Source organism: Exiguobacterium sp. s166 (assembly GCF_018618855.1).
In the GTDB taxonomy this organism is placed as follows: domain Bacteria; phylum Bacillota; class Bacilli; order Exiguobacteriales; family Exiguobacteriaceae; genus Exiguobacterium_A.
In genome coordinates this window covers 107,740-131,839 of the sequence record NZ_JACSMU010000008.1, presented here as the reverse complement: position 1 = coordinate 131,839, position 24,100 = coordinate 107,740, and the positions used below count along the sequence as shown (strand labels likewise).

The 24,100-nt window shown below is 49.0% G+C and carries 25 protein-coding genes; 6 read left to right on the top strand and 19 right to left on the bottom strand.

Translation table 11 applies throughout. The features are described from left to right. The first annotated feature begins 205 nt into the window (after positions 1-205). Positions 206-1,138 (top strand): class F sortase, encoded by a 933-nt coding sequence (locus KNP93_RS14530; protein WP_131502385.1) that lies wholly within the window; start codon positions 206-208, stop codon positions 1,136-1,138. Between the two features lie 39 nt (positions 1,139-1,177). Here the strand turns inward: KNP93_RS14530 and KNP93_RS14525 are convergent, their stop codons facing one another. From KNP93_RS14525 to KNP93_RS14515, 3 genes are all read right to left on the bottom strand, one after another. After that, positions 1,178-1,771, bottom strand: coding sequence for a hypothetical protein (locus KNP93_RS14525; protein WP_214855921.1), 594 nt, complete (start codon positions 1,769-1,771; stop codon positions 1,178-1,180). 134 nt (positions 1,772-1,905) lie between these two features. Then, a complete protein-coding gene (locus tag KNP93_RS14520) occupies positions 1,906-2,229 on the bottom strand; it encodes a winged helix-turn-helix transcriptional regulator (protein ID WP_131502387.1) in 324 nt (107 codons plus the stop codon). A 72-nt stretch (positions 2,230-2,301) separates the two neighbouring features. Continuing rightward, positions 2,302-3,459: an AI-2E family transporter gene (locus tag KNP93_RS14515; RefSeq protein ID WP_214855919.1), complete on the bottom strand. Its 1,158-nt coding sequence runs from the start codon at positions 3,457-3,459 to the stop codon at positions 2,302-2,304. 283 nt (positions 3,460-3,742) lie between these two features. Between KNP93_RS14515 and KNP93_RS14510 the strand changes: the two genes are divergently transcribed. Both KNP93_RS14510 and KNP93_RS14505 read left to right on the top strand, forming a co-directional pair. Beyond that, complete coding sequence (locus KNP93_RS14510; protein ID WP_214855917.1) at positions 3,743-6,286, top strand: HAMP domain-containing sensor histidine kinase; 2,544 nt, start codon at positions 3,743-3,745, stop codon at positions 6,284-6,286. A 108-nt stretch (positions 6,287-6,394) separates the two neighbouring features. Continuing rightward, positions 6,395-7,258 carry an NAD(P)-dependent oxidoreductase gene (locus KNP93_RS14505; protein ID WP_214855915.1) on the top strand — a complete coding sequence of 288 codons (864 nt, stop codon included), beginning with the start codon at positions 6,395-6,397 and terminating at the stop codon, positions 7,256-7,258. Positions 7,259-7,355: 97 nt separating this feature from the next. Here the strand turns inward: KNP93_RS14505 and KNP93_RS14500 are convergent, their stop codons facing one another. Continuing rightward, a complete protein-coding gene (locus KNP93_RS14500; protein ID WP_131972091.1) occupies positions 7,356-8,141 on the bottom strand; it encodes a flagellar hook-basal body protein in 786 nt (261 codons plus the stop codon). 15 nt (positions 8,142-8,156) lie between these two features. Beyond that, positions 8,157-8,945, bottom strand: a complete 789-nt coding sequence (locus KNP93_RS14495) for a flagellar hook-basal body protein (RefSeq protein WP_214855913.1) — start codon at positions 8,943-8,945, stop codon at positions 8,157-8,159. Between the two features lie 229 nt (positions 8,946-9,174). Between KNP93_RS14495 and KNP93_RS15730 the strand changes: the two genes are divergently transcribed. Next, a complete protein-coding gene (locus tag KNP93_RS15730; RefSeq protein WP_251138840.1) occupies positions 9,175-9,612 on the top strand; it encodes a PAS domain S-box protein in 438 nt (145 codons plus the stop codon). A 58-nt stretch (positions 9,613-9,670) separates the two neighbouring features. Here the strand turns inward: KNP93_RS15730 and KNP93_RS14485 are convergent, their stop codons facing one another. Then, positions 9,671-10,867: a multidrug efflux MFS transporter gene (locus KNP93_RS14485; RefSeq protein ID WP_214855911.1), complete on the bottom strand. Its 1,197-nt coding sequence runs from the start codon at positions 10,865-10,867 to the stop codon at positions 9,671-9,673. Between the two features lie 181 nt (positions 10,868-11,048). On the opposite strand from KNP93_RS14485, the gene KNP93_RS14480 reads away from it, so the two are divergent. Next, complete coding sequence (locus KNP93_RS14480) at positions 11,049-11,918, top strand: hypothetical protein (protein WP_214855909.1); 870 nt, start codon at positions 11,049-11,051, stop codon at positions 11,916-11,918. Between the two features lie 66 nt (positions 11,919-11,984). Here the strand turns inward: KNP93_RS14480 and mreB are convergent, their stop codons facing one another. The 13 genes from mreB to KNP93_RS14415 all read right to left on the bottom strand — a co-directional run bounded on the left by mreB (position 11,985) and on the right by KNP93_RS14415 (position 22,408). Beyond that, a complete protein-coding gene (gene mreB, locus KNP93_RS14475; RefSeq protein WP_026827353.1) occupies positions 11,985-12,968 on the bottom strand; it encodes a rod shape-determining protein MreB in 984 nt (327 codons plus the stop codon). A 169-nt stretch (positions 12,969-13,137) separates the two neighbouring features. Beyond that, the gene (gene murA, locus KNP93_RS14470; protein ID WP_114597338.1) at positions 13,138-14,442 is read right to left on the bottom strand and encodes a UDP-N-acetylglucosamine 1-carboxyvinyltransferase; all 1,305 of its coding nucleotides are present in this window, start codon (positions 14,440-14,442) and stop codon (positions 13,138-13,140) included. 235 nt (positions 14,443-14,677) lie between these two features. Continuing rightward, positions 14,678-14,911 (bottom strand): DUF1146 family protein, encoded by a 234-nt coding sequence (locus KNP93_RS14465; protein ID WP_012371538.1) that lies wholly within the window; start codon positions 14,909-14,911, stop codon positions 14,678-14,680. A gap of 320 nt (positions 14,912-15,231) precedes the next feature. Next, the gene (locus tag KNP93_RS14460; RefSeq protein WP_012371539.1) at positions 15,232-15,645 is read right to left on the bottom strand and encodes a F0F1 ATP synthase subunit epsilon; all 414 of its coding nucleotides are present in this window, start codon (positions 15,643-15,645) and stop codon (positions 15,232-15,234) included. Between the two features lie 26 nt (positions 15,646-15,671). After that, the gene (atpD, locus tag KNP93_RS14455) at positions 15,672-17,090 is read right to left on the bottom strand and encodes a F0F1 ATP synthase subunit beta (RefSeq protein ID WP_114597335.1); all 1,419 of its coding nucleotides are present in this window, start codon (positions 17,088-17,090) and stop codon (positions 15,672-15,674) included. 35 nt (positions 17,091-17,125) lie between these two features. Continuing rightward, complete coding sequence (gene atpG / locus KNP93_RS14450) at positions 17,126-17,977, bottom strand: ATP synthase F1 subunit gamma (protein WP_012371541.1); 852 nt, start codon at positions 17,975-17,977, stop codon at positions 17,126-17,128. Between the two features lie 57 nt (positions 17,978-18,034). Next, positions 18,035-19,543: a F0F1 ATP synthase subunit alpha gene (gene atpA, locus KNP93_RS14445; RefSeq protein ID WP_012371542.1), complete on the bottom strand. Its 1,509-nt coding sequence runs from the start codon at positions 19,541-19,543 to the stop codon at positions 18,035-18,037. A 19-nt stretch (positions 19,544-19,562) separates the two neighbouring features. Next, positions 19,563-20,096, bottom strand: coding sequence for a F0F1 ATP synthase subunit delta (locus KNP93_RS14440; protein ID WP_131502395.1), 534 nt, complete (start codon positions 20,094-20,096; stop codon positions 19,563-19,565). Further along, positions 20,096-20,629, bottom strand: a complete 534-nt coding sequence (gene atpF, locus KNP93_RS14435; RefSeq protein WP_131502396.1) for a F0F1 ATP synthase subunit B — start codon at positions 20,627-20,629, stop codon at positions 20,096-20,098. The genes KNP93_RS14440 and atpF overlap by 1 nt, the downstream gene beginning before the upstream one ends. A gap of 137 nt (positions 20,630-20,766) precedes the next feature. Further along, positions 20,767-20,979, bottom strand: coding sequence for a F0F1 ATP synthase subunit C (atpE, locus tag KNP93_RS14430; RefSeq protein WP_012371545.1), 213 nt, complete (start codon positions 20,977-20,979; stop codon positions 20,767-20,769). 75 nt (positions 20,980-21,054) lie between these two features. After that, on the bottom strand, positions 21,055-21,798 hold the full coding sequence (gene atpB / locus KNP93_RS14425; RefSeq protein ID WP_026827347.1) for a F0F1 ATP synthase subunit A: 744 nt from the start codon (positions 21,796-21,798) through the stop codon (positions 21,055-21,057). An 8-nt stretch (positions 21,799-21,806) separates the two neighbouring features. Beyond that, positions 21,807-22,193 (bottom strand): ATP synthase subunit I, encoded by a 387-nt coding sequence (locus tag KNP93_RS14420; protein WP_012371547.1) that lies wholly within the window; start codon positions 22,191-22,193, stop codon positions 21,807-21,809. After that, positions 22,190-22,408, bottom strand: coding sequence for an AtpZ/AtpI family protein (locus KNP93_RS14415; protein WP_012371548.1), 219 nt, complete (start codon positions 22,406-22,408; stop codon positions 22,190-22,192). Before KNP93_RS14415 ends, KNP93_RS14420 begins: the two co-directional genes overlap by 4 nt. Positions 22,409-23,055: 647 nt before the next feature. On the opposite strand from KNP93_RS14415, the gene KNP93_RS14410 reads away from it, so the two are divergent. Next, entirely contained in the window at positions 23,056-23,847 is a 792-nt protein-coding gene (locus KNP93_RS14410) for a pentapeptide repeat-containing protein (RefSeq protein WP_214855906.1), read from the top strand. Positions 23,848-24,100: the final 253 nt, after the last annotated feature.

Genomic DNA, 24,100 nt, shown 5'->3' with positions numbered 1-24,100 from the left:
CAGGTAACGGCGGCATGAGCGACAACAATACAGCAGGTACAACTGGTGCGATCGCTCTCTTCGGTCTTGCACTCGGTGCAGCCGGAATCGTCCTCGCACGCAAACGTCAAAACGCATAAGATTTCGGGTATACTAAAAAGGATAGCGCCTCGGCACTATCCTTTTTCTGTGTAAGAGGCTTTGTCTCGGAAAGGAGTGACGTGTCATGAAAAAATGGTTATTACCGGTCAGCATCCTCTTGATGCTCGTTTCAATCGGTACGTTAATTTTTCTACTGTTTGGAAACACGAATGAACCGGAAACGAATATTACGCAAGGCGATACAAAAACGGACGCTGCGACATCTTCCGAGACAAAGGAAGATCCACTCAAACCGTCCGAAATCTTTAAAAAAGAATTTAAGAATCTCTCTACGAATCAAGTAGAACTGCCAAAGACCCTGACGATTGATTCGCTTAAAGTTAAAACCAACGTGGAACAGGTTGGCCTCGATAAAAAAGGCGCCATGGGGACGCCGAAAAACGAACAGCAAGTCGGGTGGTATAAATTCGGTCCCCGTCCGGGTGATGTCGGAAATGCCGTCATCGACGGACATACCGATACGAAGACCGGTCCCGCCGTCTTTTATCAACTGCACGAACTCAAAAAAGGCGATACGGTCAAAATCAAGGATGAGTCAGGCCGTAATCTCGTCTTCCGGGTCAAAAAACTGGTCGAGTACGGTCATCTCGATGCACCGCTCGAAAAAATCTTCGGGACCTCTGATCAGCGTAACCTGAACTTGATCACGTGTATCGGTACGTACGATGAAAATGAAGGCACGTACGACAATCGGCTCGTCGTCTTTACTGAATTAGATGAGAAGGCATCCGATCCCGTCAAAACACCACCAAAACCAGCGACGAACGTCCGCGTCTCGGGTGGGTTCGTTAACTGGTATGCATCGACTGATGATGAAGTCGTCGCGTATAACATCTATCAGGAACAAAAAGGAAAACGGAAAAAGCTTGGTTCGACGGAATCGATCGAACGAAAAGCCTTCCCGTTACCAAAAGATAAGACCGGACGTTTTATCATCACGGCTGTCAACAAAGCCGGGATTGAATCAGAAGAAGCATTCAGTGCCGTTCAAAAATAATCCGACTGACCGACTCCAGCAGCTGCCTGCAGGGGTCGGTCAGTTTTTTGGTTGATTCAGCGGTACACGCAACTGTTTCTCACCCGATTGGGTTTGATAAAGTAAATCAAGATGTCCCGTCGTCAGCTGTTTCTGCTCCGTCCGGATGAACAGGACTCCCATTCGTTCTTCTCCCGCCCGGTACGTGCCGACGAGCGGATGATTTTCATGTAAAATCGATGTTCTTTTCCCGTTCGTCTCATACTTGCCAAGTTTTTTGGACAAATCAATCGGATTATCCGATTGATTTTGAAGCGTTACGGTCAAAGCCAGTAACCGGTCCGTTCCTGTGCCGACTTGCACTAGTTTTTCTTTTGAAACTATCACCCGTAACAAAGGGGTCGCCCGAATCGTATTGCGTTGCTTCATCGCTAACGTCTCGACCTCCAATCCGCCGAGCGTATACCGGGTACCGACCCGGTTTTCCCGGTCAAATTGTTTCAATTGATCTTCATCCCATTTTTGCATGACAGGAATGGGATTCGGCTTGACCGGTTCAGAGTCTGCTCCCCACCCTGAGACGGGAATGATCCACTTGACGATCACGAAAATGACGCATACCGGTATCAGGACATACAACAGGATTGTTTTCACACCGATTCCTTCTCTCCTACTCTGACGTCAACGTTCTTCCCCTCATTATGTCGGTTTCAATTCAATAATTATACATTTTTTCACAATTATAATAGCAAAAACCCCCGAGCAACTGCTCGAGGGGGCAGACTTCCTTAATAGGTGATGTGCTGCTTGCTCCAGGCAATCGATTCCTTGAACTGGCGAACGAGTTCTTCCGCCGGACTGGTCAAGGAATAGGCAAGTCCATGGACCTTTTCCGACATCTGTTGCAAGACGAGTCCGTCTTCAATCAATTCCTGCAATTGTTCGAGAATCTGACCGTGCGACTGATCGAGACGTTGTTCAATCTCACCAATCGTCAGCGCCCCATCCCGCAAAATATAGATGACACTCGACTTGAGACTATTTTCGAAATTGTGCTGAAACTTTTGGAGGGCCAATAAATCAGCCTGTTCTTCTACGTGACGTTGATCCATCTGACACATACCCCTTTCGTGACACAATCGACTACTCTTTCAGTATGACCGAACTGTCCTGAAAATTCAAAGTCAGTCTTTTGTCGTCACGATTGTATTAAACGTCTTATCGTCTTCTGCGATAACCATCTTTTTTTGCGACCGCAGATGATACAGACGACGGATGTTCAGGATGACGACCTTCATGACCGCGTAGAATGGAACACCGAGCAGGACACCAAAGAATCCGGCGATGTTTCCGGCGACGAGCAGAACGATGATGATTGTCAACGGGTGGACATCAAGCGTTTTCCCTTGGACGAGCGGTGACATGATATGCGAGTCAATCTGTTGGGCGACCGTCATGACGATGACCGCATAGACGGCAAGAATCGGATCCTGGATGAACCCGACGATCAAGGCGGGTACGACGCCGATGACCGGACCGAGGAACGGGATGATGTTCGTCAATGTCGCAAACAACGCGAGCAACAGCGCGTAATCAATTCCGATGATCAAGTAACCAATATAGGCGATGATCCCGACCCCGATACTGACGATGACCTGGCCACGGATGTAACTCATGATCGTTAAATGGACATCATGCAGAATCTTTTTCGTTTCCTTATGGTATTCAAACGGCATCATCTTGACGAGGTTGCCTTTCAACTTATCTCCGTCTAGTAGCATATAGATCAACATGATCGGAATGATGATAACCGTCACGACCGTCGTCGTGATGACGCTGACGACACCGCCGACACCGGTTCCGATATTTTTCAGGAACGATGACGCATATTCCGAGACGCTTCCGGAAAACTTATTAAACAGGTCATCTTGTCCGCTGAGGAAACGGGAGAAGAATGCACTGTTTTCAAGTTGATCCCGGACATCAATCAGTTGACGCTGAAACTGGGAAGCGAGTGTTGGAATCGAATTGACGAATTCCGTAATCTGATCCGACAACATCGGACCAAAGATGAATCCGAGCGTCGTCAGGATACTAATCAAACCTATCAACACAATGATGACAGCAGGACGCCGTTTCATCCTCTTCTCGAGCAGCTCGACAATCGGCAATAGGACATAATACAGAATACCGGCAATCGCGAGTGGTGGAACGACCATCTGCAATAAAATCGCAATCGGTCGGAACAGGAACGTCACGTGGTTGCCGATCCAGACGATGATCAGCAGTGTCATGATCCACCAGGCACCGCGGTACCATTTGTTCTCAAACATTTTTTGCATCTTGTCACTTCCTTATGATTAAAATGAGGGCTTCTCCTTCATTAGATTCCCTTTATCCCGACTCTTCTAATCCTTATTTTCAAAAAATAGTTGAAGGGTTGTTTATTCGATTTCTTCCATAAAAATTGATTACTTTTTTATTCATTCTACAAATCTAGTAATTAAAATATCTTTTTTGCATCTTTGCGTGTTAAAGTTTGATGAATGCCTGTTTTATTAAGTAAGATAAAAATGCTGGATTAATTCTTTGAACCTTAGAAAATAATATACGGAGGATAAACAAGTGAAATGGATTAATCAAAAAATCGGTCGCCAGTTGATGTTTGCCTTTTATATGGTTTTCATCGCGCTCAGTCTGACATCAGCTATCGTCTATAACTATACAGAACGAAAGATCGACCAGACGAATGCCGCGTTCGATGATTTACGGGAACGCCGAACGAATGCCAATACATTAGCCAACGAATGGACACTTGTGCAGAGCAATGTGAAATCGTATGTGCTGTTCGGTACACCAGAAATACTCGATACGATCAAAGCGAACCAACGGGAAATTAATCGTTTGACGACCTGGTTCGAAAAAAATGCGATTTACGAACAAGGAAAGGAATACGCTATTGCGACCCGAACATTTTACGACGATTACTTCGGGACCGCCCTCCCCTTGTTGACGGAATATGTCACCGGGAAGAAACAAGGTTCAATCGACGAGACATTCCTCGATCCGAAAACACTTGCTTCCTTATCGAATGGTGAAGATTTATTTAATGAGAACGGCACATTAAAAGGATCAAACAGTCAATTGACGACAAATACGGATGCTGCCGGCATCGATACTTTACTCGCCAACTACCTGACCTTGATTCAAGATAAAGAGACACAGGCAAAGACTAGCTTATTGAGCGAGATGCGGGTCGCCCAGTTCATCTGGCTGTCGAATCTCGTCGTTCTAATCATCATCCTGTTGCTGCTCGTCCGTCCGTTCATCAGCCGGGTGACGAAGCAGGTCAACACGTTATCGCGTGACAGCGCTCTGCTCGCCAGTGGTGAGGATATCAATACCATTCCGTTACCGAAACGGCATGACGAGCTCTATACACTGACGACATCGTTTAACCGGATGGCGACGTCGATCGCCGACAATAAAGTCCATATGCTGTCGAAAAATGAAGAGCTACAAGCGCAGCAAGAAGAACTCGTCGCCCAGCAGGAAGAACTGCAGGCGCAGCAAGAGGAACTCGAAGAGGCACTCGAAATCACGTTGCGCAGCGAACAGCATCTCAAATACCGCAATGAACTGACCGAGACACTTGCGTCACGCGAGACATTAACGGCGTATCCGGAAATCATCGAAAAGCTCGTCGCCATCACGCACTCGGAAATCGGTGCCCTGCTGTTCCTCGATCAGCATGACGTCCGCTCGACGATTGAGTATGGGATGACGGAAGAGATGGTCGGTCAGCTCGTCAAGGACGATCAGTCCCTGTTCCACCGGGCCCGCGTCCTGAAACGACCGGTCCATTCGTCGAAACAAGTTGCCCACGACAGTCCGTTGCCGTATCCGTACTATATGTATGAGGTCGCCGTTCCGATCCTTGATCCGAATGAAGAACAGATCATCGCCTGTGTCTACCTTGTCCGTTACCGGGATGCGTTCACACCGGAACAGATGGGTGACATCCTGTCGTTCTCGCACCAGTTGTCGCTCTCGCTGATGCGGATGGGGATTTATGAAAAAATGATGCACGAGAAAAATAAGACCGGCCAACTCCTGAACTCGATTCGCGAAGCCGTCGTCTACATTGAACATGAATCAGATGAACTGCTCGTCAATGAACCATTGATGAAACTTTTCCCGGAAGTCCAGACGGAATACCAGGACGAAAGTAATCTCTCGTCGTTCCGCCAGGCGATGTCGGCCCTCTCTGCCATCATCGATGAACCGGAACCGTTCGAACAGTATATCGAACAAATCGTCGAACAGAATCTGCCGAAAGAGAGTCTTGTCGTCTCGATCCGCTCGCAAAGTGCCTACATCCAGATTTATGCGGAAAAAATCCAGATCAATCAGGTCTGGGTCGGCACGATGCTCGTCTTACGGGATGTCACGAAGGAAACGGAAGCGGACCGGATGAAAGAAGAGTTCGTTTCGACAGTCTCCCATGAACTCCGGACACCATTGTCCTCAATCTATGGTTTCACGGAACTGATGCTCAACCGGGAAATCGATTCCCTGAAACAACGGAAATACCTGACGACGATCCACTCGGAGACGGGTCGCTTAACGACACTCGTCAATGACTTCCTCGATGTCCAGCGGATGGAGTCGAGCGAACAACGGTATCAGATGGCGACGTTCGATCTCGTCCAGCTCGCAAGCGAACTGATTGATTTCCACGACGCCTCGCACACGACGCACCAGTTGTCCTTTGAAGCGGAAGGTCCAATCATGATTGATGCCGATGCGGAAAAAATCAAACAGTTGCTGAACAACCTGCTCAGTAATGCAATCAAGTATTCACCGGATGGCGGCGATGTCGCCATTCAAATCGAGAACAACGACGGCTTCGCAGAAATTACGATTCGGGACCAGGGAATCGGGATTCCGCAAGAAGCGATGTCGAAGTTGTTCGATAAGTTCTACCGGGTCGACAATTCGGAAACCCGGAAAATCGGTGGAACCGGACTCGGTCTATCGATTTGTAAGGAAATCGTCAAACATCATAACGGGACGATTGATGTCGAATCGACGATTGGTGCCGGATCGACGTTTACGATCCGTTTCCCGATTGCGGTCATCTCGACCATCCTCACGTACGAAGAATAAGCTGACGTGCCTTTGTCATCAGACAGGGGCACGTTTTTTTGTCAGGTTACGGACCGCTGCAGGACGGGTATTGGGAGAAAGAGCTGAAAAACGAAGGGAGTTTTATTGATGGCATTAGGATGGATTGGATTAGGTCATATGGGAGTACCGATGGCGTTACGTCTCAGACGGGCCGGACACCCGGTCAACGTCTATAACCGGACGGTCGAGAAGACAGCGTCCCTCGTCAAAGAAGGGGCCGTCGCACTGAAGTCGCCCCGCGCCGTCGTCGAACAATCGGAGATTATCTTCGTCATGCTGGCGGATGGTCCTGCCATCACGGCAGTCCTTGAACAGGAAGACGGTCTGCTGACAAGTGCGCTGTCGGGGAAGACCCTCGTCAACCTGAGTACCATTTCACCGGAACAATCGACTTCATTTGCGGAACGTGCCGAACAGGCCGGGGCGACGTATATCGAAGCACCGGTCTCAGGATCCGTCGGGGTCGCTGAAGCCGGTCAACTCGTCCTGTTACTCGGCGGAGATGAACAGGCGATCGCCGCATGTCGTCCCTACTTCGACATTCTCGGTAAGGAAAGCATTCACTTCGGAGCACATGGAACCGGGAGTTCAGCAAAACTTGCCATCAATCTACTGCTGGGTCTAGTCGGTGAAGGAGTCGCCGAGACCTTATTGCTCGGCGAACGCGCCGGACTCGACAAAGAAAAGCTCCTCCAGCTGATTGGTGCTTCCGGAATGAACACACCACTTTTCCAGGGCAAACAAACGATGTACCGGGACGAACAATTCCCGCCTGCGTTCCCGCTTCGCCTGATGGCAAAGGATCTCGGATTGATCACGGAAGAAGCGAAACGATTGACGCTCGATCTGCCACTGGCCACGACGGCAAACAAGCAGTACCAACATGCTTTAGAGGATGGTCACGGTGATGAAGACATGGCGGCGATTTATCTTGCGTTGAAAAAAAACTAACAGCATCTACTGACATCATCAGTACGCACAGAAAAGAGGGGGGCGGATTTTTAACATCCGGCCCCCTCTTTCATCTATCCAAATATACAATTTCCGCTTATTTCAGCGACGTCACGATGCCCATCATCTGGTCCGATGTCGTCAAGGCTTTTGAATTGAACTGATAGGCCCGCTGAATCTGCGTCAAGTTCGTCATCTCCGTCGCCATATCGACATTCGAGGTCTCAAGTGTTCCGACCGTCAACGGATTCACGGTTGTCGTGTTCTGGTATTGTCCCGTCGCGGTAAAGAGTCCGCCTCCGACATCCGTTAATTCTCCGTGGTTCGGAATATCAGCGACGCCAATCCGGGCGAGTACACGCCGTTCCCCGTTCAGGACACCAGTGATGTTGCCATCCTTGTTCAGTTCAATCGAAGTCGCATTGTCCGGGAACGTGATTGGTTCGTTCGCCTGATTGATGACCGATCGTCCGGCATCATCCGTCAACAAAACTTGACCGTTTGCCTGCGGTGACAATTCAAAATTGCCGTCGCGTGTAAATTTCGTCACGCCGTCCGCATCAATCACGCCAAAGAAATGATGGGGATTGCTGAGGGCCGCATCCAGCTTGCGCCCGGTATTTTGGAACGTCCCGGTTGCGAAGCGTGTCGCTTCATTGGCGACGTATCCGCCGACACCGAGTCGGAGACCAGCAGGTGTCGTCAGCGGTCCGGTCGTCAGTCCCGCCGGTTGGTTATTCAGATTCCGGACGAGCAGTTCATTGAACTGGGAATCCCGTCGTTTGTATCCGTTCGTATTGGCGTTCGCCAAATTATGCCCCGTCGTATCAAGCTGTTTTTGAAGCTGAGCCATCGTACTGGCCGATGTATAAAGTGATTGCATGAATTTCCTCCTTGATTAACGGACGCGTCCGATTTCCGAGACTGCTCTTTCAGCGGTCCGGTCATAGGCCTGGATGACTTTCTGATTGGCTTCGAATTGACGGAGACCGGCGTTCATCTCTGTCATCGTCTGTTCGACTTCGACATTCCCGAGTTCGAGCACTCCTTGATCGACTTTGACGGCACCGGCGTTTAACGCGTCCGGCGAACGGAACAGACCGTTCCCGGTTCGTTCAAGCGTCTCCGGCTGATTCGTCACGACAAGACCGAGGTTACCTATGGCTTGACCGTTCCCGTCCGTGACGGCACCGTCCGCACTGACAACAAAATCTTCATTGACGACGTTCAGCGGTTGATCGTCTTCACCGAGGACAAGATCATTTTCCGTCGTCCGCAGGAGACCGTCCTGTCCGACGGCGAACTGACCGTTCGTCGTATAGAGTGTCTCTTCTTCACCGGTCGCAGGATCGGCATGCCGGATCGTAAACAGGGCTGCTCCTTCAAGCGAACTGATTTGAATATCCGTTGCGTTACCTGTCTCTGTAATCGAGCCGAGAGCGAAGTTCGGTGTCGCGGCCTGCATGAAAACACCGGTCGCAAGTTTCCCGACTGTCCCGCGGGAACGGACACCGGATTGTTCGTTGACGCCCGACTGCTGGATCATCATCTCCGGAAAGGTCCGGAGGGACGCCTGATCGGCCCGGAAGCCCGGCGTCCGCGCGTTGGCTAGGTTATTACTTAACATTTCTTGTTGCCGTTGTAACGCCTGCATCGCACCAGACGCCGTATACATTCCTCGTAACATATGTGTTGGCTCCTCATTGACTTATTGTTCAATTCTGTTCCTTAAGTATATCGGTCAATTTTTTGGAAATTCGATGTTTTTTTCAAAATAAGGCAATGAATCTCGTAGATGCATCGAAAGGCCTACCCCTGTTGTTCAAAAACACTTGCTTATTTTTCAACAGACACGATATGTCTAAATTCCATAAATTGCTATAATCGACCTATAACGACACTAATGAGGTGAGTTCATGCCTTTCTTCAAAAAGAAGAACACAAAATCCTTCATCAACGGCTCCTTGGATTTTAAACAATTGGTCGACGCGACCCACTTTCTCGAAAATCATCCGGATGCGGTCTATATCTTGAATTTAGAAGGAGAAATCGTCTCTTACAATCAAAAACTGTCCCTGCTTCTCGGCTATGGTAAGAAACAACTTCACCATCAACATTTCAATGAGTTCATCACACCGACCGAAGCGAAGCAAAGTACGCCGCTTAAACAACGGATTTTGACGGATATCATCCATCTGAAAACACTGATTGAACCGCTCGCCGTGACCGAACTCGAGAACGGACTGTTTCACTACTCGGCCGACTATAAAATCCGCGCCCAGTCGGGACAAATCATGAAGGTGCTCGAAACATCCGAACAACTGAAGCTGGATAAATTCTTCGTGTTATCCTGACGTTGCTACATCAAAAAGGCGGTCCCGATGCAGAATCAGAACCGCCCTTTCGTATGTTTTAAGAATGTTTTTTACTGAGGACAGCCGTTTGCGTTCGTTCGAGCACCGCGTTCGTGATGACAATCAGACCAGTGAACAGGAACAACGCTTCAAAGCCGAAATGACCTGCAATCTGGCCACCGGCAAGTGGTCCGAGGAAGTTCCCCATGAACTGGGCCGACTGGTTATATCCGAAAATCCGACCCGACGCATTCGCCGGCGTATGTTTCCGGAGAAGCGTCTGGACCGACGGCATCAAAGCGGCAGTCGCAAAGCCGATACCCATCCGTAAAATGATCAATTGACTCGTATCCGTCACGAATGCTTGCGGAATCAGGAAGGCGGCGAAAATCAGTAAGGCGAAGAACAAGACGCGTTCCGCCCCAATTTTATCCGACAGCCGACCGAGCCGCTGCGCGGCAATCAAGGCCGCAATCCCTGGAGCCGACGCGACGATACCGGACAGTAAGGCCAATCGTTCCGTACCAGGACTAAGTTCCCGGACGTACAGCGATAGAATCGGACTGATCGATTGTGCTGCGAACTGAATCAAAAACGTCGTCAAAAAGAGACTTAAAATCAGTTCCGGATGACGTAACGACTGGATGATTTGTTTCGCTGACGCCATCTGCTTTGTCTGAAGCGGCACGAATTCTTCTTTGACGAAGAAATACGTGACGAGGAACGTCAGGAAGAGCGGAATGCTCGTAAAGAGAAAAACGGGTCGAAGCCCAATCATATCGGCAAGGAATCCTCCAATCAGAGGTCCGAGTAATCCACCGGCAATCCCACCGGTCGATAATGTACCGAGCGCCCAGCCACTTTTCTCTTTTGGGGTTTGTGACGCAATTAATGTGATTCCGGCAGAGATGAATCCGGAGACGGCTCCCATGACGAGTCGTAAGAAAACGAGTTGATACACATCTTGAACGAAGCTGATTAAGAACATGACGATCGACATACCGAGACTTGCCCGCAGTAACATCAACTTCCGGCCTTTTTTATCGGCCAAACGTCCCCAAATCGGTGAGACGATTGCTGCGACGAGGAAAGTTGCACCAAACGCTACGCCGGACCAGGTCGTGATTTCCTGGCGTCCGTGGACACCAAGTTCTTCAATGAATAAGGGCAAAAACGGTAAGACTAAACTTAACGCGGCAGCAGTCAAAAAACTACCGATCCATACGACGACTAAATTTCGTTTCCACAATGGCATTGTGGCATCACTTCCTTTTTAATGGTAATTCCGTTTCAATTCAACAACTTCTAATATACACTTCACAAAGTGAAATGTCTAGGATTTGAACTGATTCTTAGGACTCTCGTACTTTCGGCTTATATCCAAATTGCACCGGACGACCGATAATAAGATAACTTAAGTATAGGGAGTGAACGATATGAAACGCCTCATCATCAGTTTGATTTGTCTTACGATGGCCGCTACACTTCTACCTGCCAGAACCGAAGCGGCCGTTACCGTAACGCGTCATACCGTAATGTGGTCCATTCCTGAAGCGAAACAAATTTCAACGAAAGTCACACAGCTGGCAAACAGACAGATGAAACGTGTCTACCTGCATGTCGCTGTCGAGGGTGACCGAACTCTCTACCGCACATTCGTTGAAAAAGCCCATCTTGCCGGGATCGAAGTCTATTTCTTGTTCGGTCAGCCTGCATGGATTACGAATGAAGGGACGACGAACCGGCCGAACGTCGAAGATCCGTTAGCCTGGATCAATGTCTATCTTCAAGAAACAATGGAACGTCCCGATGGCATCAGTGTCGATCTCGAGCCTTATGCCTTACCGGCCTGGGAAACGGATCAAGCAGCCGTTATCTCCTCTTATCAACGTCTGTTGACAGCTTTTCACGATGTCAGTGCGTCGAAACGTCTTCCGTTGCAACTGTTCCTGCCGTTTTGGTTCCATACCGTTCCGGATGCTTCCGGACAACAGCTTAGCGAATGGGCAATGGAACTGGCCGACGAAGTCACTTTAATGAGTTACCGGACCGTCTACGGCGGCGGAAACGGTCTCGCTGCGATTACGATGACCGACGCGCTCTACGCCGCCAGTCATCAACATCGTCTGTCGTATGCTCTGGAATTCACGGAACTGCCGGACACACCAAGTATCACGTTTTACGGACAGACGCGGACCGCCCTCAATCAGCTCGTCAATCAAACGATGAACAGTTCACTGCCGCCAAGTGCGATCGTCTATCATGATTTTGATGCGTATCAGGCCTTCATGCGCAGTACGCAGTGATTTTTACTTTTCGCTCCATTAAAAAAAGGTTCATTTCCATTTTGGAATGAACCTTTTTGATTCGTCTTATTTCCCTAAATGATCAAGCATGATCCCTGTCCCGCGTGCAACGCATAACATCGGATCTTCTGCGATCAAGACCGGAAGTCCAAGCTCTTTCGCCAGCAACTGGTCGATGCCGTCAAGTAATGCTCCGCCACCCGTCAGGATGATCCCGCGGTCGATGATGTCTGCCGCAAGTTCCGGTGGTGTTTTCTCGAGGACACGTTTTGTTGCTTCAACGATTTCCATTGCGGCTTCCGCCAATGCTTCATGCATCTCCTGCGATGAAATCGTGATGTTGTCCGGGAGTCCTGTCACGAGATTCCGGCCACGAATGTCCATCTCTTCCTGACGCCCCTCATCTGAAACGGTCGCGACCGTCATCTTGACGTTTTGAGCCGTCCGTTCCCCGATGATGAGTTTATGGTTATCTTTGATCGCACGGATGATGTCGTGGTCAAACCGATCCCCTGCTACTTTGATCGTTTCACCGCAGACGATATCGCCCATCGATAGGACCGCGACATCTGTCGTCCCGCCACCGATATCAATGACCATGTGTCCGGCCGGCATCCAAATGTCCATACCCGCTCCGACGGCTGCGACTTTTGGTTCCACTTCAAGGAAAACTGTTTTCGCGCCTGATTTTTCACCTGCTTGACGAATCGCTTTCGCTTCGACCGTCGTGATGCTGGCTGGTGTACAAATCAACATCCGGACTCCGCCGAACATACTTCTCACTTCAATTTTATCGATGAAGTGACGTAACATCGCTTCCGTCATCTCGAAATCAGCGATGACCCCATCGCGTAATGGACGGATGGCAACGATGTTACCCGGTGTTCGGCCGACCATTTGGTGGGCTTCCGTTCCGACCGCATGAATTTTGCCTGTTACTTTATCAATAGCGACGACTGACGGCTCGTCGAGTACGATTCCCTTACCTTTTACGTGAATGACGACATTCGCCGTCCCTAAGTCAATTCCGATATCCTTTGTCAAAAACATCTCGCGTGATCTCCTTTATCCACTGGCTATTATTCCAAAATTTAGAACGTCGCTTGGACGTCTAACCCATTTATGTATACATACCTTTCAATTCTAGCACAGGGAAACAAAAAGAGACGACTTTCTTTTTGAGAAAGTCGTCAAGAATGTATTGGAATGAAATAATAGCTTAAAGCTTCGTCGCTGCTGTCTCTTCGATGGCGACTGTTTCTTCCGTGATGCGTTCGACATCTGCGCCGAGTGCTTGTAATTTAAGATGGAAATCAACGTATCCGCGATCAATGTGATGCAAGGCACCAACACGTGTTTCGCCTTCTGCAATCAATCCTGCCGTGACAAGTGCTGCCCCTGAACGAAGGTCCGTTGAAAGGACTTCTGCGCCTTGAAGCTGGATGCCGCCTGTGATGATGGATGAACGTCCTTCGATCTTGATGTCAGCGTTCATACGACGGAATTCTTCGACATGCATGAAACGGTTTTCGAAGACTGTTTCCGTGATGACAGAAGTGCCTTCTGCTTTTAAGACCAACGCCATCATTTGCGCTTGAACGTCTGTCGGGAAACCAGGGTGTGGCATCGTCTTGACATCAATCGCAACGAGTTTCTTCGGTCCGACGACACGAAGTCCTTCTTCTGTGTCTGAGATTTTAACACCCATCTCTTCCATTTTCGAGATCAATGGACGAAGGTGTTCACGCTCAGCACCGATGACTTCAACGTCACCTTCCGTGATAGCAGCTGCAATCATGAATGTACCAGCTTCGATCCGGTCTGGAATGACATAGTGGTTGCCACCGTGAAGTTTTTCGACACCTTCGATGCGAATCGTCTCTGTACCGGCACCGCGGACTTTTGCGCCCATTGCGTTCAGGAAGTTTGCGAGATCGACGATTTCCGGTTCTTTCGCGACGTTTTCGATGACTGTCGTACCTTCAGCAAGTGTCGCTGCCATCATGATGTTTTCTGTTGCACCGACTGACGGGAAGTCGAGGTAGATTTTTGCACCTTGCAGGCGACCGTCAACGTGTGCTTCAACGAATCCATTGCCGATGATTGTTTTTGCGCCCATCGCTTCGAATCCTTTTAAGTGAAGATCGATTGGACGTGAACCAATCGCACAGCCACCCGGCATGGCGACACGTGCACGACCGAGACGCGCAAGGAGTGGTCCCATGACAAGAATTGACGCACGCATCTTCCGAACGTATTCAAGTGGTGCTTCGTCTTTCAATTCTGCTTCTGCATTGACCGAGACTGTGTTTGCTTCAGCATCGAATGTTACTTCTGCGTTCAAGTTCCGTAAGACGTTATTGATGGTATAGACGTCTGCCAAACGGGGAACGTTTTGAAGGACCGATGTACCTTCTGAAGCCAGCAATGTTGCGACCAATGTTTTCAAGACTGCATTTTTGGCACCTTCTACTTTTACCGTTCCAGCTAATTTACGTCCGCCACGGACAACGATTTTTTCCATTACTCATACTCCTCTGCTTTCGTTTCTGTTCTATTATGTTCAATTCGCGATTGGTGTGCATCATAGTTGAAGACCAACGCATGATAGAAGAGAAACACCCTATAGTTAATCTCTCATTCCAAATCCAACACGACTTTTCAGCTTTACAATGGTTACGTTTCTTCATTATAAGAATACTATCCTGTTCCATACTAAATCAGATTGATGATTTAGGGTTTACAACGAAGTTACAAGTTCACCCGACTAAGAACTGGAGACGCTGTGCGAATCCTGAATAGTCGAGCAAAAAACGGGCGATCAGCGAACCGAGCGCAACGGCAAGCAACACACGTAAGACGACAGCCTGTGGTCCTTTCGGATGTTGCAGGAACTTCTCCCACTTGACTGGAAGGAGTGCCCACCAGGCGAAGACAATCGCCGTTAAATAAACGAGCATACTGATTAATGCACTTAAACCGATTGACGTCACTGCTACTGCACCTCTTCTGTTAAGGTTTTTCCAACCTTACCATGATTTCATACAATGAATGATTGCGCAAACAAAAAGGCACAAGATAATTTATTTTATCCTATAAAATATATTATGAAAAGATGATTATGGAAAATTCCACATAATAAGATTGAAAAATGTGTGAAGAGGACACATATATGTCCTTTTACTTTTTTTAGCGTTGTTAAACCTGAATCACCCAACAGATTTGTGAAAGCGATTGTCCTGCAGGAAATCATTGACCTCTCCTCAAAAAAAGACCCGGCCTCCATGACGGAAACCGGGTCTTTTAACTTGGATCAATCGCGACCGTACTCTTTTAGGTTGAGACGGTTGATTGCGCGTTTCAATGAAAGCTCAGCGCGTTTGAACTCAAGATCTGATAATTTCGTGTCCTGGAGGCGACGTTCTGCCCGGACTTTCGCAGCCGAGGCACGGTCGTAGTCGACCTTATCCGCTGCTTCAGCCGTTTCAGCAAGAACCGTCACTGTATCCTGGCGCACTTCCATAAAGCCACCGCTGATAGCGATCAACGTGCGTCCGCCATCTTCGTGGCGCAACTTCAAGATGCTGATGTCGAGTGGTGTTACGAGTGGTACGTGGTGCGGGAGAACCCCGATCTCACCAGATATCGTTTTCGCAACGACCATACGGACATCGCCATCATACACTTCGCCATCCGGGGTGACGATATTGACATGAAGTGTGTTCATCTCAAGTCCCCCTTATGCTTTGTCACTTAGACAAGCGTCTTCGCTTTTTCAATCGCATCTTCGATCGGACCGACGAGACGGAATGCTTCTTCCGTCAAATCATCGTGTTTCCCACCGAGGATTTCTTTGAAGCCGCGGATCGTGTCCTTAACCGGGACGTACGATCCTTTTTGTCCTGTGAACTGCTCAGCTACGTGGAAGTTCTGCGACAAGAAGAACTGGATACGACGCGCACGGTGTACAGTCAATTTGTCTTCTTCAGACAACTCGTCCATACCGAGGATCGCGATGATATCCTGAAGTTCTTTGTAACGCTGAAGTGTTTCCTGAACTTGACGAGCTACGCCGTAATGCTCTTCGCCGACGATTTCCGGTGAAAGGGCACGTGATGTAGAAGCAAGTGGATCCACGGCAGGATAGATACCCATCTCAGAGAGACGGCGCTCAAGGTTCGTCGTTGCATCCAAGTGGGCAAACGTCGTTGCAGGAGCCGGGTCAGTATAGTCATCGGCTGGTACATAAACCGCTTGGATTGATGTAACCGAACCTTTGTTTGTTGACGTGATACGCTCTTGAAGCATACCCATCTCTGTAGCAAGTGTCGGCTGGTAACCAACGGCAGATGGCATACGACCGAGAAGGGCCGATACTTCTGAACCTGCTTGTGTGTAACGGAAGATGTTATCAACGAAGAGAAGAACGTCTTGTCCCTGCTCATCACGGAAGTATTCCGCCATTGTCAAACCAGTCAAGGCAACACGAAGACGTGCGCCCGGCGGCTCGTTCATCTGACCGAAGACCATCGCTGTTTGTTTGATAACGCCTGAATCCGTCATCTCGTGGTACAAGTCATTACCTTCACGCGTCCGCTCACCAACACCTGCGAATACCGAGATACCGCTGTGCTCTTGCGCGATGTTGTTGATCAGTTCCTGGATGAGGACGGTCTTACCTACACCGGCACCACCGAAGAGACCGATCTTACCACCCTTGATGTAAGGAGCGAGTAAGTCAACGACTTTAATTCCTGTTTCGAGGATTTCAACTTTTGTTGAAAGGTTATCAAACGTCGGTGCTTTTTTGTGGATCGGAAGACGTTCCACGCTTGCATCGAGTTCTTTTTCATCAATTGGGTTACCGAGTACGTTGAAGACGCGACCAAGCGTTGCTTCTCCGACAGGTACCGAGATTGGAGCACCAGTGTCCAGTACTTCCACTCCACGGCGTACACCATCCGTAGAATCCATCGCAATGGTACGGACGACGTCGTCACCAAGGTGCAAGGCGACCTCAAGCGTCAAGTCGATAGCCACTTCTTCTACTGTTTGCGGCGTATATTGAATACGAAGCGCGTTGTAGATCTTCGGCAAGTGTCCGTCGAACTTAACGTCGATGACAGGTCCCATGACCGCGACGACGCGGCCTTTTAAACCGAGTTCGTTCATCGTGTTTCCTCCTAGCTATCATTACGCCGAGTAGATTACTGCTGGGCAGCGGCTCCACTGACGATCTCTGTGATTTCTTGCGTGATTGCAGCTTGTCGAGCCCGGTTGTAGACGAGAGTCAATCGACCGATCAAGTCATCTGCGTTATCTGTCGCACTTTGCATTGCTGTCATACGTGACGCATGTTCTGCTACTTTCGCGTCAAGAAGCGCACCGAAAATCAAGCTCTCCGCATAACGCGGAAGGAGTTCAGCCAGGATTTGTTCCTCGCTTGGCTCGTACTCATAAGTCGTCGAAGACGAAGCTTCGATTTCTCCGAGCGGGAGAAGGGTTTCGACTTTCACTTCCTGGCTGATGACAGACATGAAGTGGTTGTAGCACAGCTTGAGTTCGTCGATTTCGCCGAGCGTGAACGCACTCACTGTACGCTTCACGATTTCTGCGACATCGACATACGAAGGAGAATCGTTTAGTCCTGTGATCGCATCCGTGACCGTGATTCCGCGTGAACGGAAGAACTGGACACCGACTTTACCGACCACGAACAAGACGTAACTGTCCGTAGTATGCTTTTCATTGATTTCCCGGTAGACTTCACGCAGCACGTTGGCGTTATATGCACCAGCTAAGCCGCGATCCGATGTGATGACGATATATCCTGTCTTTTTGACAGGACGTTTTTCGAGCATCGGATGGCTAGCACCTGTCGTGCCATTCGCAATGGTTCCGAGCACTTCCTGCATTTTCAGCATGTAAGGCTGGAACTTCGCGCTATGTGCTTGAGCGCGGTTCAGTTTCGACGCCGAAACCATGTTCATCGCTTTCGTGATCTGTTTCGTACTTTTCGTCGAGTTGATCCGCATTTGTATCTCGCGCAACGATGCCATTTCGATTCACCACCTTGTTAGTATCAAGAGTGTTCCGCCGAGTCTAAGAGAAATCCCTTAGACAGTCGGTTGGAACGTTTTCTTAAATTCTGAGATTGCAGTAACGATTTCTTCGTCAGCTGGAAGGTTACCTGTTTTACGGATCTCGTCGCAAAGTTGTTTGCGGTTTTGATCGAGCCAGAGGTTGAGTTCCTTTTCAAAACGACGAATATCTGAAACGGCAACATCATCAAGGTGACCACGAGTCAAGGCATAGATGATGATGACTTGCTTATCGACAGTCAACGGTTGGTTAAGGTCCTGTTTCAGAACCTCTACTGTCCGCTCACCACGGTTAAGCTTCGATTGTGTCGCTTTATCAAGGTCAGATCCGAACTGTGAAAAGGCTTCGAGCTCACGGTAAGAAGCGAGGTCAAGACGGAGCGTACCCGCTACCTTCTTCATCGCTTTCACTTGAGCCGAACCACCTACACGCGATACCGAGAGACCCGGGTTGATCGCTGGACGGACACCTGAGAAGAAGAGATCCGATTGAAGGAAGATTTGACCATCCGTGATCGAGATAACATTTGTCGGGATGTAAGCCGAGATATCCGACGCTTGTGTCTCGATGAATGGAAGAGCTGTTAAGCTACCTGCACCAAGTCCGTCGTTCAATTTCGCTGCACGCTCAAGGAGACGTGAGTGAAGGTAGAAGACATCACCCGGGTAGGCTTCGCGGCCTGGTGGACGCTTCAGAAGAAGCGAAAGCTCACGGTATGCCGCTGCTTGTTTTGAAAGATCATCATAGATGACAAGAACGTGCTTGCCGAGATCCATGAAGTGTTCACCCATCGCTACACCAGCGAATGGTGCGAGGTAAAGAAGTGGCGCCGGCTGTGAAGCTGCTGCCGAAACGACGATTGTGTAATCAAGTGCACCGTTTTTACGGAGTGTTTCAACAACACCACGGACTGTTGATTCTTTTTGTCCGATTGCGACGTAGATACAGATCATGTTTTCTTCTTTTTGGTTGATGATCGTATCGATGGCGATTGACGTTTTACCCGTCTGACGGTCACCAATGATCAACTCACGTTGTCCACGACCGATTGGAACGAGGGCATCGATTGCCTTGATTCCCGTCTGAAGTGGTTCGTGAACCGATTTACGTGCCATAACACCAGAAGCTTTACGCTCGATCGGGTTATAGTGTTCTGTTTCGATTGGACCAAGACCATCGATTGGCATACCAAGCGGGTTGACGACACGTCCGAGGAGTGCGTCTCCTGTTGGTACTTCCATGATGCGGCCCGTACGGCGAACAGAGTCGCCTTCTTTGATTTCAAGGTAGTCACCAAGAATGATGATACCGACGTTGCCTTCTTCTAAGTTTTGCGCCAAGCCCATTGTGCCGTTAGCGAATTCTACGAGCTCTCCCGACATGACGTTGTCGAGTCCGTGTGCACGAGCGATACCATCACCGATTTGGATGACTGTACCTGTCTCGTTCACTTCCATCGTAGAACCGTACTGCGCGATACGCGCTTTAAGCAGGGCGCTGATTTCTTCAGCTCTAATGCTCATGCGTTTCACCCCTATTTTCTTACGCTTTTAACAGCTCACGCTCAAGTCGCGTTAGTTTCGTTTCGATCGTGCCATCATATGTCGTGTAACCGATTTGAACACGAAGTCCGCCGATTACGTTCGTATCAACAACATTTTCTACTTCAAGCGTTTTTCCTGATTTTTGGCCAAACGTTTCCTTCACGTTCGTGAGTTCTTCGTCCGACAGTTTGTATGCACTTGTCACGATTGCTGTTGCAACGTTACGGTGCTCATTCAACAACGCGATGAAATGCTCCGGCAATGACAATACTTCCGGTGCCCGGTCGTTTTCGACCATGACGAGGATCGTATTTAAGACAATCGTATTGAAGCCTGTGAAGCTCGTATGAAGGACTTGCTTCAGCTCTTCTGCAGAAATCGACGGGTTTCCTAAAACCGATGCGAGCTCTGGTGTTGCGTGGAGCACTTCGCCGAGCGTTCGCACATCAGCTTCTGCTTGTTCGAGCACATGGTGCTCAAGTGCAAGATCGAAGAGCGCTTTTGCGTAGCGTCCCGCTACGTGGTCACGCATTAGTTCGTGCCCTTAGTGTCAGCGAGGAATTGGTCGACGAGTGCACGTTGTGCCGCTTCGTCTGTCGCAAGCTGTGTTTTCATGACGTGGCGTGCTGCAGCGATTGCTTGAAGAGCAACATCGTTCTTCAAAGCAGCTTGTGCTTCAGCGCGTTCACGTTCGATTGCACGGCGAGCTTCTTCCTTGCTCAATTCTGTTTCGACACGTGCCTGCTCCATCGCACGTGCTTGTTCCGCCTCAGCTTGACGGCGTGATGCTTCTAACAGGTCACGTGCTTCCGTACGTGCCTTGTTGAGTTCTGCTTGTTGTTGTTCTACGTAGACTTCAGCGTCTTTCCGGCTTTTTTCAGCCGAATTGATCTCGCTAGCCACATGCTCTTCCCGCGCTTTCATCATGTTGACGAGCGGGCCCCATGCGAATTTCTTCAAGAGGATGAGGAGCAAGAGGAAAACGACGATCGTGACGATCATGTTAGCAAGTAAGAGGTGACTACCTTCGCCGCCTGCTTCTGCCGCAAGATACGTGAGATTCATTCGATTACACTCCCCTCGTGGTTGGTCCTACTTCTAATATCTACATAAGGGAGCCGCAGCCCCCATGACGGTTCACTCTAGTGGAACGAATAACGCCCTATGTAGCTCAGTTCTTGGTACGTAAAATTAAATACGGATTAAGAGTTGAGGAGAAGGAAACCGACCGCTACACCGATGATTGGAAGTGCCTCAACGAGACCGATACCGATGAACATTGTTTGACGAAGTTCGTTTTTGAGTTCTGGCTGACGTGCTTGTCCTAATACTGTACCGTTTACGATAAGACCGTTACCGATACCTGCGCCGAGTGCGCCGAGTCCGATGATGATCGCTGTTGCAATAAGTTCCATTATGAATTGCCTCCCTAGATTGTGTTCGAAATTTGGTCGTGCGATTATCGGAAAAGCAGATGCTTTACCTTCGAATTAATGGTCGTGCGCTGCCTTATGCCCGATGTAAACCATCGTTAAGATAAGGAAGATATACGCTTGGATTGCTCCGATGAAGAGTGAGAATCCTTGCCAGATCAACATTGGGATCGCTGACAGGATGACACCGACTGGTCCGAGGAATTGGAAATCGTTCGTTCCAGAGATGATACCGATCGAGAGAATGATACCAATCATGATCTCACCCGCGAAGATGTTACCGTAAAGACGAAGACCAAGTGTCAACGTGTTTGCGAATTCTTCGATGATGGTAATAATAAACATCGGCGTCATAAACGTTTTCGCATACGAGCCGAAGCCGCGCATTTTCACACCGTAATAATGGCTCATGACCACTACCATAGATGAAAGTGCAAGTGTCACATACGGATCTGCAGTTGGTGAGTTGAACCAAATGTAGTGACCCGTCACAACGTTAAAGGGAAGACCCATTAAGTTGGACACGATGATGAACAGGAACAGTGTCATTCCGAAAGTTAGGAAGCGACCCCCTGTTTTCCAGTCCATCGTGCTGCTGATGATTCCGCGAACGAACTCGAGGAACATCTCCATCACGTTTTGAGCACCGGTCGGCTTCATCACAAGACGTCGCGTACCGGCCACGGCAATCAGGAAAACGAGAGCAGCTGCAATCAGCACTGTGATCAAGTTTGTCCAGCTACCGTACAGAACGAAGTCGCCCCAGAGTGGGATTTCGTAAAGTGGCATTTCGTGGTTCATTTGATTATTCACCTCTTTTCCCGCTTAAGTTCGTGAGTAAAATACTCACAAAATTGTATGACGTGGCCGGCGAGAAGGCCTATTACCACCGCAGTTAATGACAATTCGGCTTCATACTTCAAGCCGATCATCACACAGAGTACCGCGACCGCCATGCGTGATACGGTCCCTCGAGACATCGGCTTGCGCCCACGCTCGATTACACGATACATTCGATCGACGCTTAATCGTTGCAGCGTCAAGATCATGAAGCTACCTGCCCCACCCAGCGCCAGTCCATAAATCACCGGATCACTCGGATAACCGACAAGTAACAGAACGGCAAGGATTCCATAGTAGAGTCCAAACCATCGTAAGTACGCACGATACAACGCATCTTGAAGGATGATATTCATGTCTTGTCTCCTAACAAGTGCCTGATCATTGCGATCATGCAGAGAATTCCGATGAAAATCCCGATGAACACTGCAAACGTCGCGCCCATCTTTTGCCACCAGTCCTGCTGTTCCCCATAGTTCCCAACAAGAAAGCCGATGACGATCGGTGCGGCTAGTGCCGTCGAAATTTGCGAGGCCATGACCATACTCGTCGCGAGCCCTTTTTGGCGCACTAGAGACGACCCCCTTTTCCCAGTTGTGAGTTCTTTTTCTTTCCCACAATTTGCGGATTTTCATACTAGTCAAGAATACAATGAGAACCATTTCATAGTCAAATGAATTCACAATTAAAATGGACCGTCGAAACCATTGTATATCAACAATTGATAAGGTTTTCACAGAGGTCTCCCCCGGCACTCTTTTCACGAAGATGTGAAGAAAATATGTAGTACTATCAACGTTTATCGAGATGGTTCACTAGGTGAACAAAACCATTGAACAGTAACGTTATATCGTCTTTCGTAATGAGAAACAAGTCGTCTAAATTTGATTTGTGTCGATTTTGTGAAAAAACATTTTTTCTTCACAATTGTAAACGCTTCCGTTACGGGACACGAAAACCCCTCTGACATCTGTTTGTAACAAAGCCCGCAGACGATTTCCAATTCGTTTCGTGTGTGCCTTGTCACAGCTTAAAAATTCACGGATGATTTGCTGCTTTCAAGGTCATGGTGCAGCTGTTTTTTTACAAAAATCATATATTTAGTTCTTCCATTTGAGTGGAGCCACTGCTCGTTTACTCGTTGATTGTGATTTGAAAATGATTGTCTACATATGGTAAAAAGAAGTGACATGAACAAATCAAAAGGATGTGAAGAGAATGGAAACCGAACGCTTTCGAGTTCAGTGCGGGGACTGCTTCGGATTGTGTTGTACGGCACTCGCTTTTTCCGCCTCAAGCGATTTTGGTCACAACAAACCGGAAGCGACACCATGCCGGAATTTAGATGCTGATTACCGTTGCGGGATTCATGACCGTTTGCGCCCGAGCGGGTATAAAGGATGTACCGTTTATGACTGCTTTGGTGCCGGACAACAGATTTCGCAAGTGACATTTTCCGGCGTGTACGATGAGACGACAAAACCGGTCATGTACGCCCTGTATCCGAAGATGGTCCATCTGCAGGAAATGATGTGGTACCTGACAGACGGCATCCGGCCAGCAACCCGCTCGATTCATCATCTGCTAGAAAATAAGCTGGCTGAACTGGATGCAATGACCGGTTCTTCTCCGGACGAGCTTGCGGCACTCGATCTCGATCAGGTACGGGCAACATTGCTACCGCTCCTTGCAAAAATCGAAGGACTGGTTCAAACACCGTTTTCAGGGACGAGCAGACGCCCACTTCCCCGCGACTGGATTGGGAAAAATCTTGCCGGACAGGACTTTTCCGGCATAAGTGTCCGCGGACAGTTTTTGCTCGCGACGAACTTATCGAACAGCCGGTTGCGTGGCGTCAACTTCCTCGGTGCCGACCTGCGTGACTGTCAGTTGGCAGGAGCCGATCTGACCGACGCGCTGTTTTTGACGCAAGCGCAGGTCAATGCGGCGCAAGGCAATACGAAGACACGCCTTCCGGAACGGTTGCTCCGCCCTTCGCACTGGGCGTAAGGGAACAATGGGGTATTAATTATTGTCCAAAAGAAGTGCCGTCTCTTTCCCAAAGATAATGCGTCATTCTATCGTCACAGGCGTTCCGCCCTCTTCCTCATTCGCTTTCCGCAGGCGAGACACAAGCCAGCTTTCCTGCACCTGTGGTCAGGAAACCGGGTCTTGTTTGTCTCTGACAGCGCAAAAAACGCGCTTTTCCCTGCAGGAGTCGCATGAAATGAGGACGTTCACTCGGACTGTTGACACATCGTTC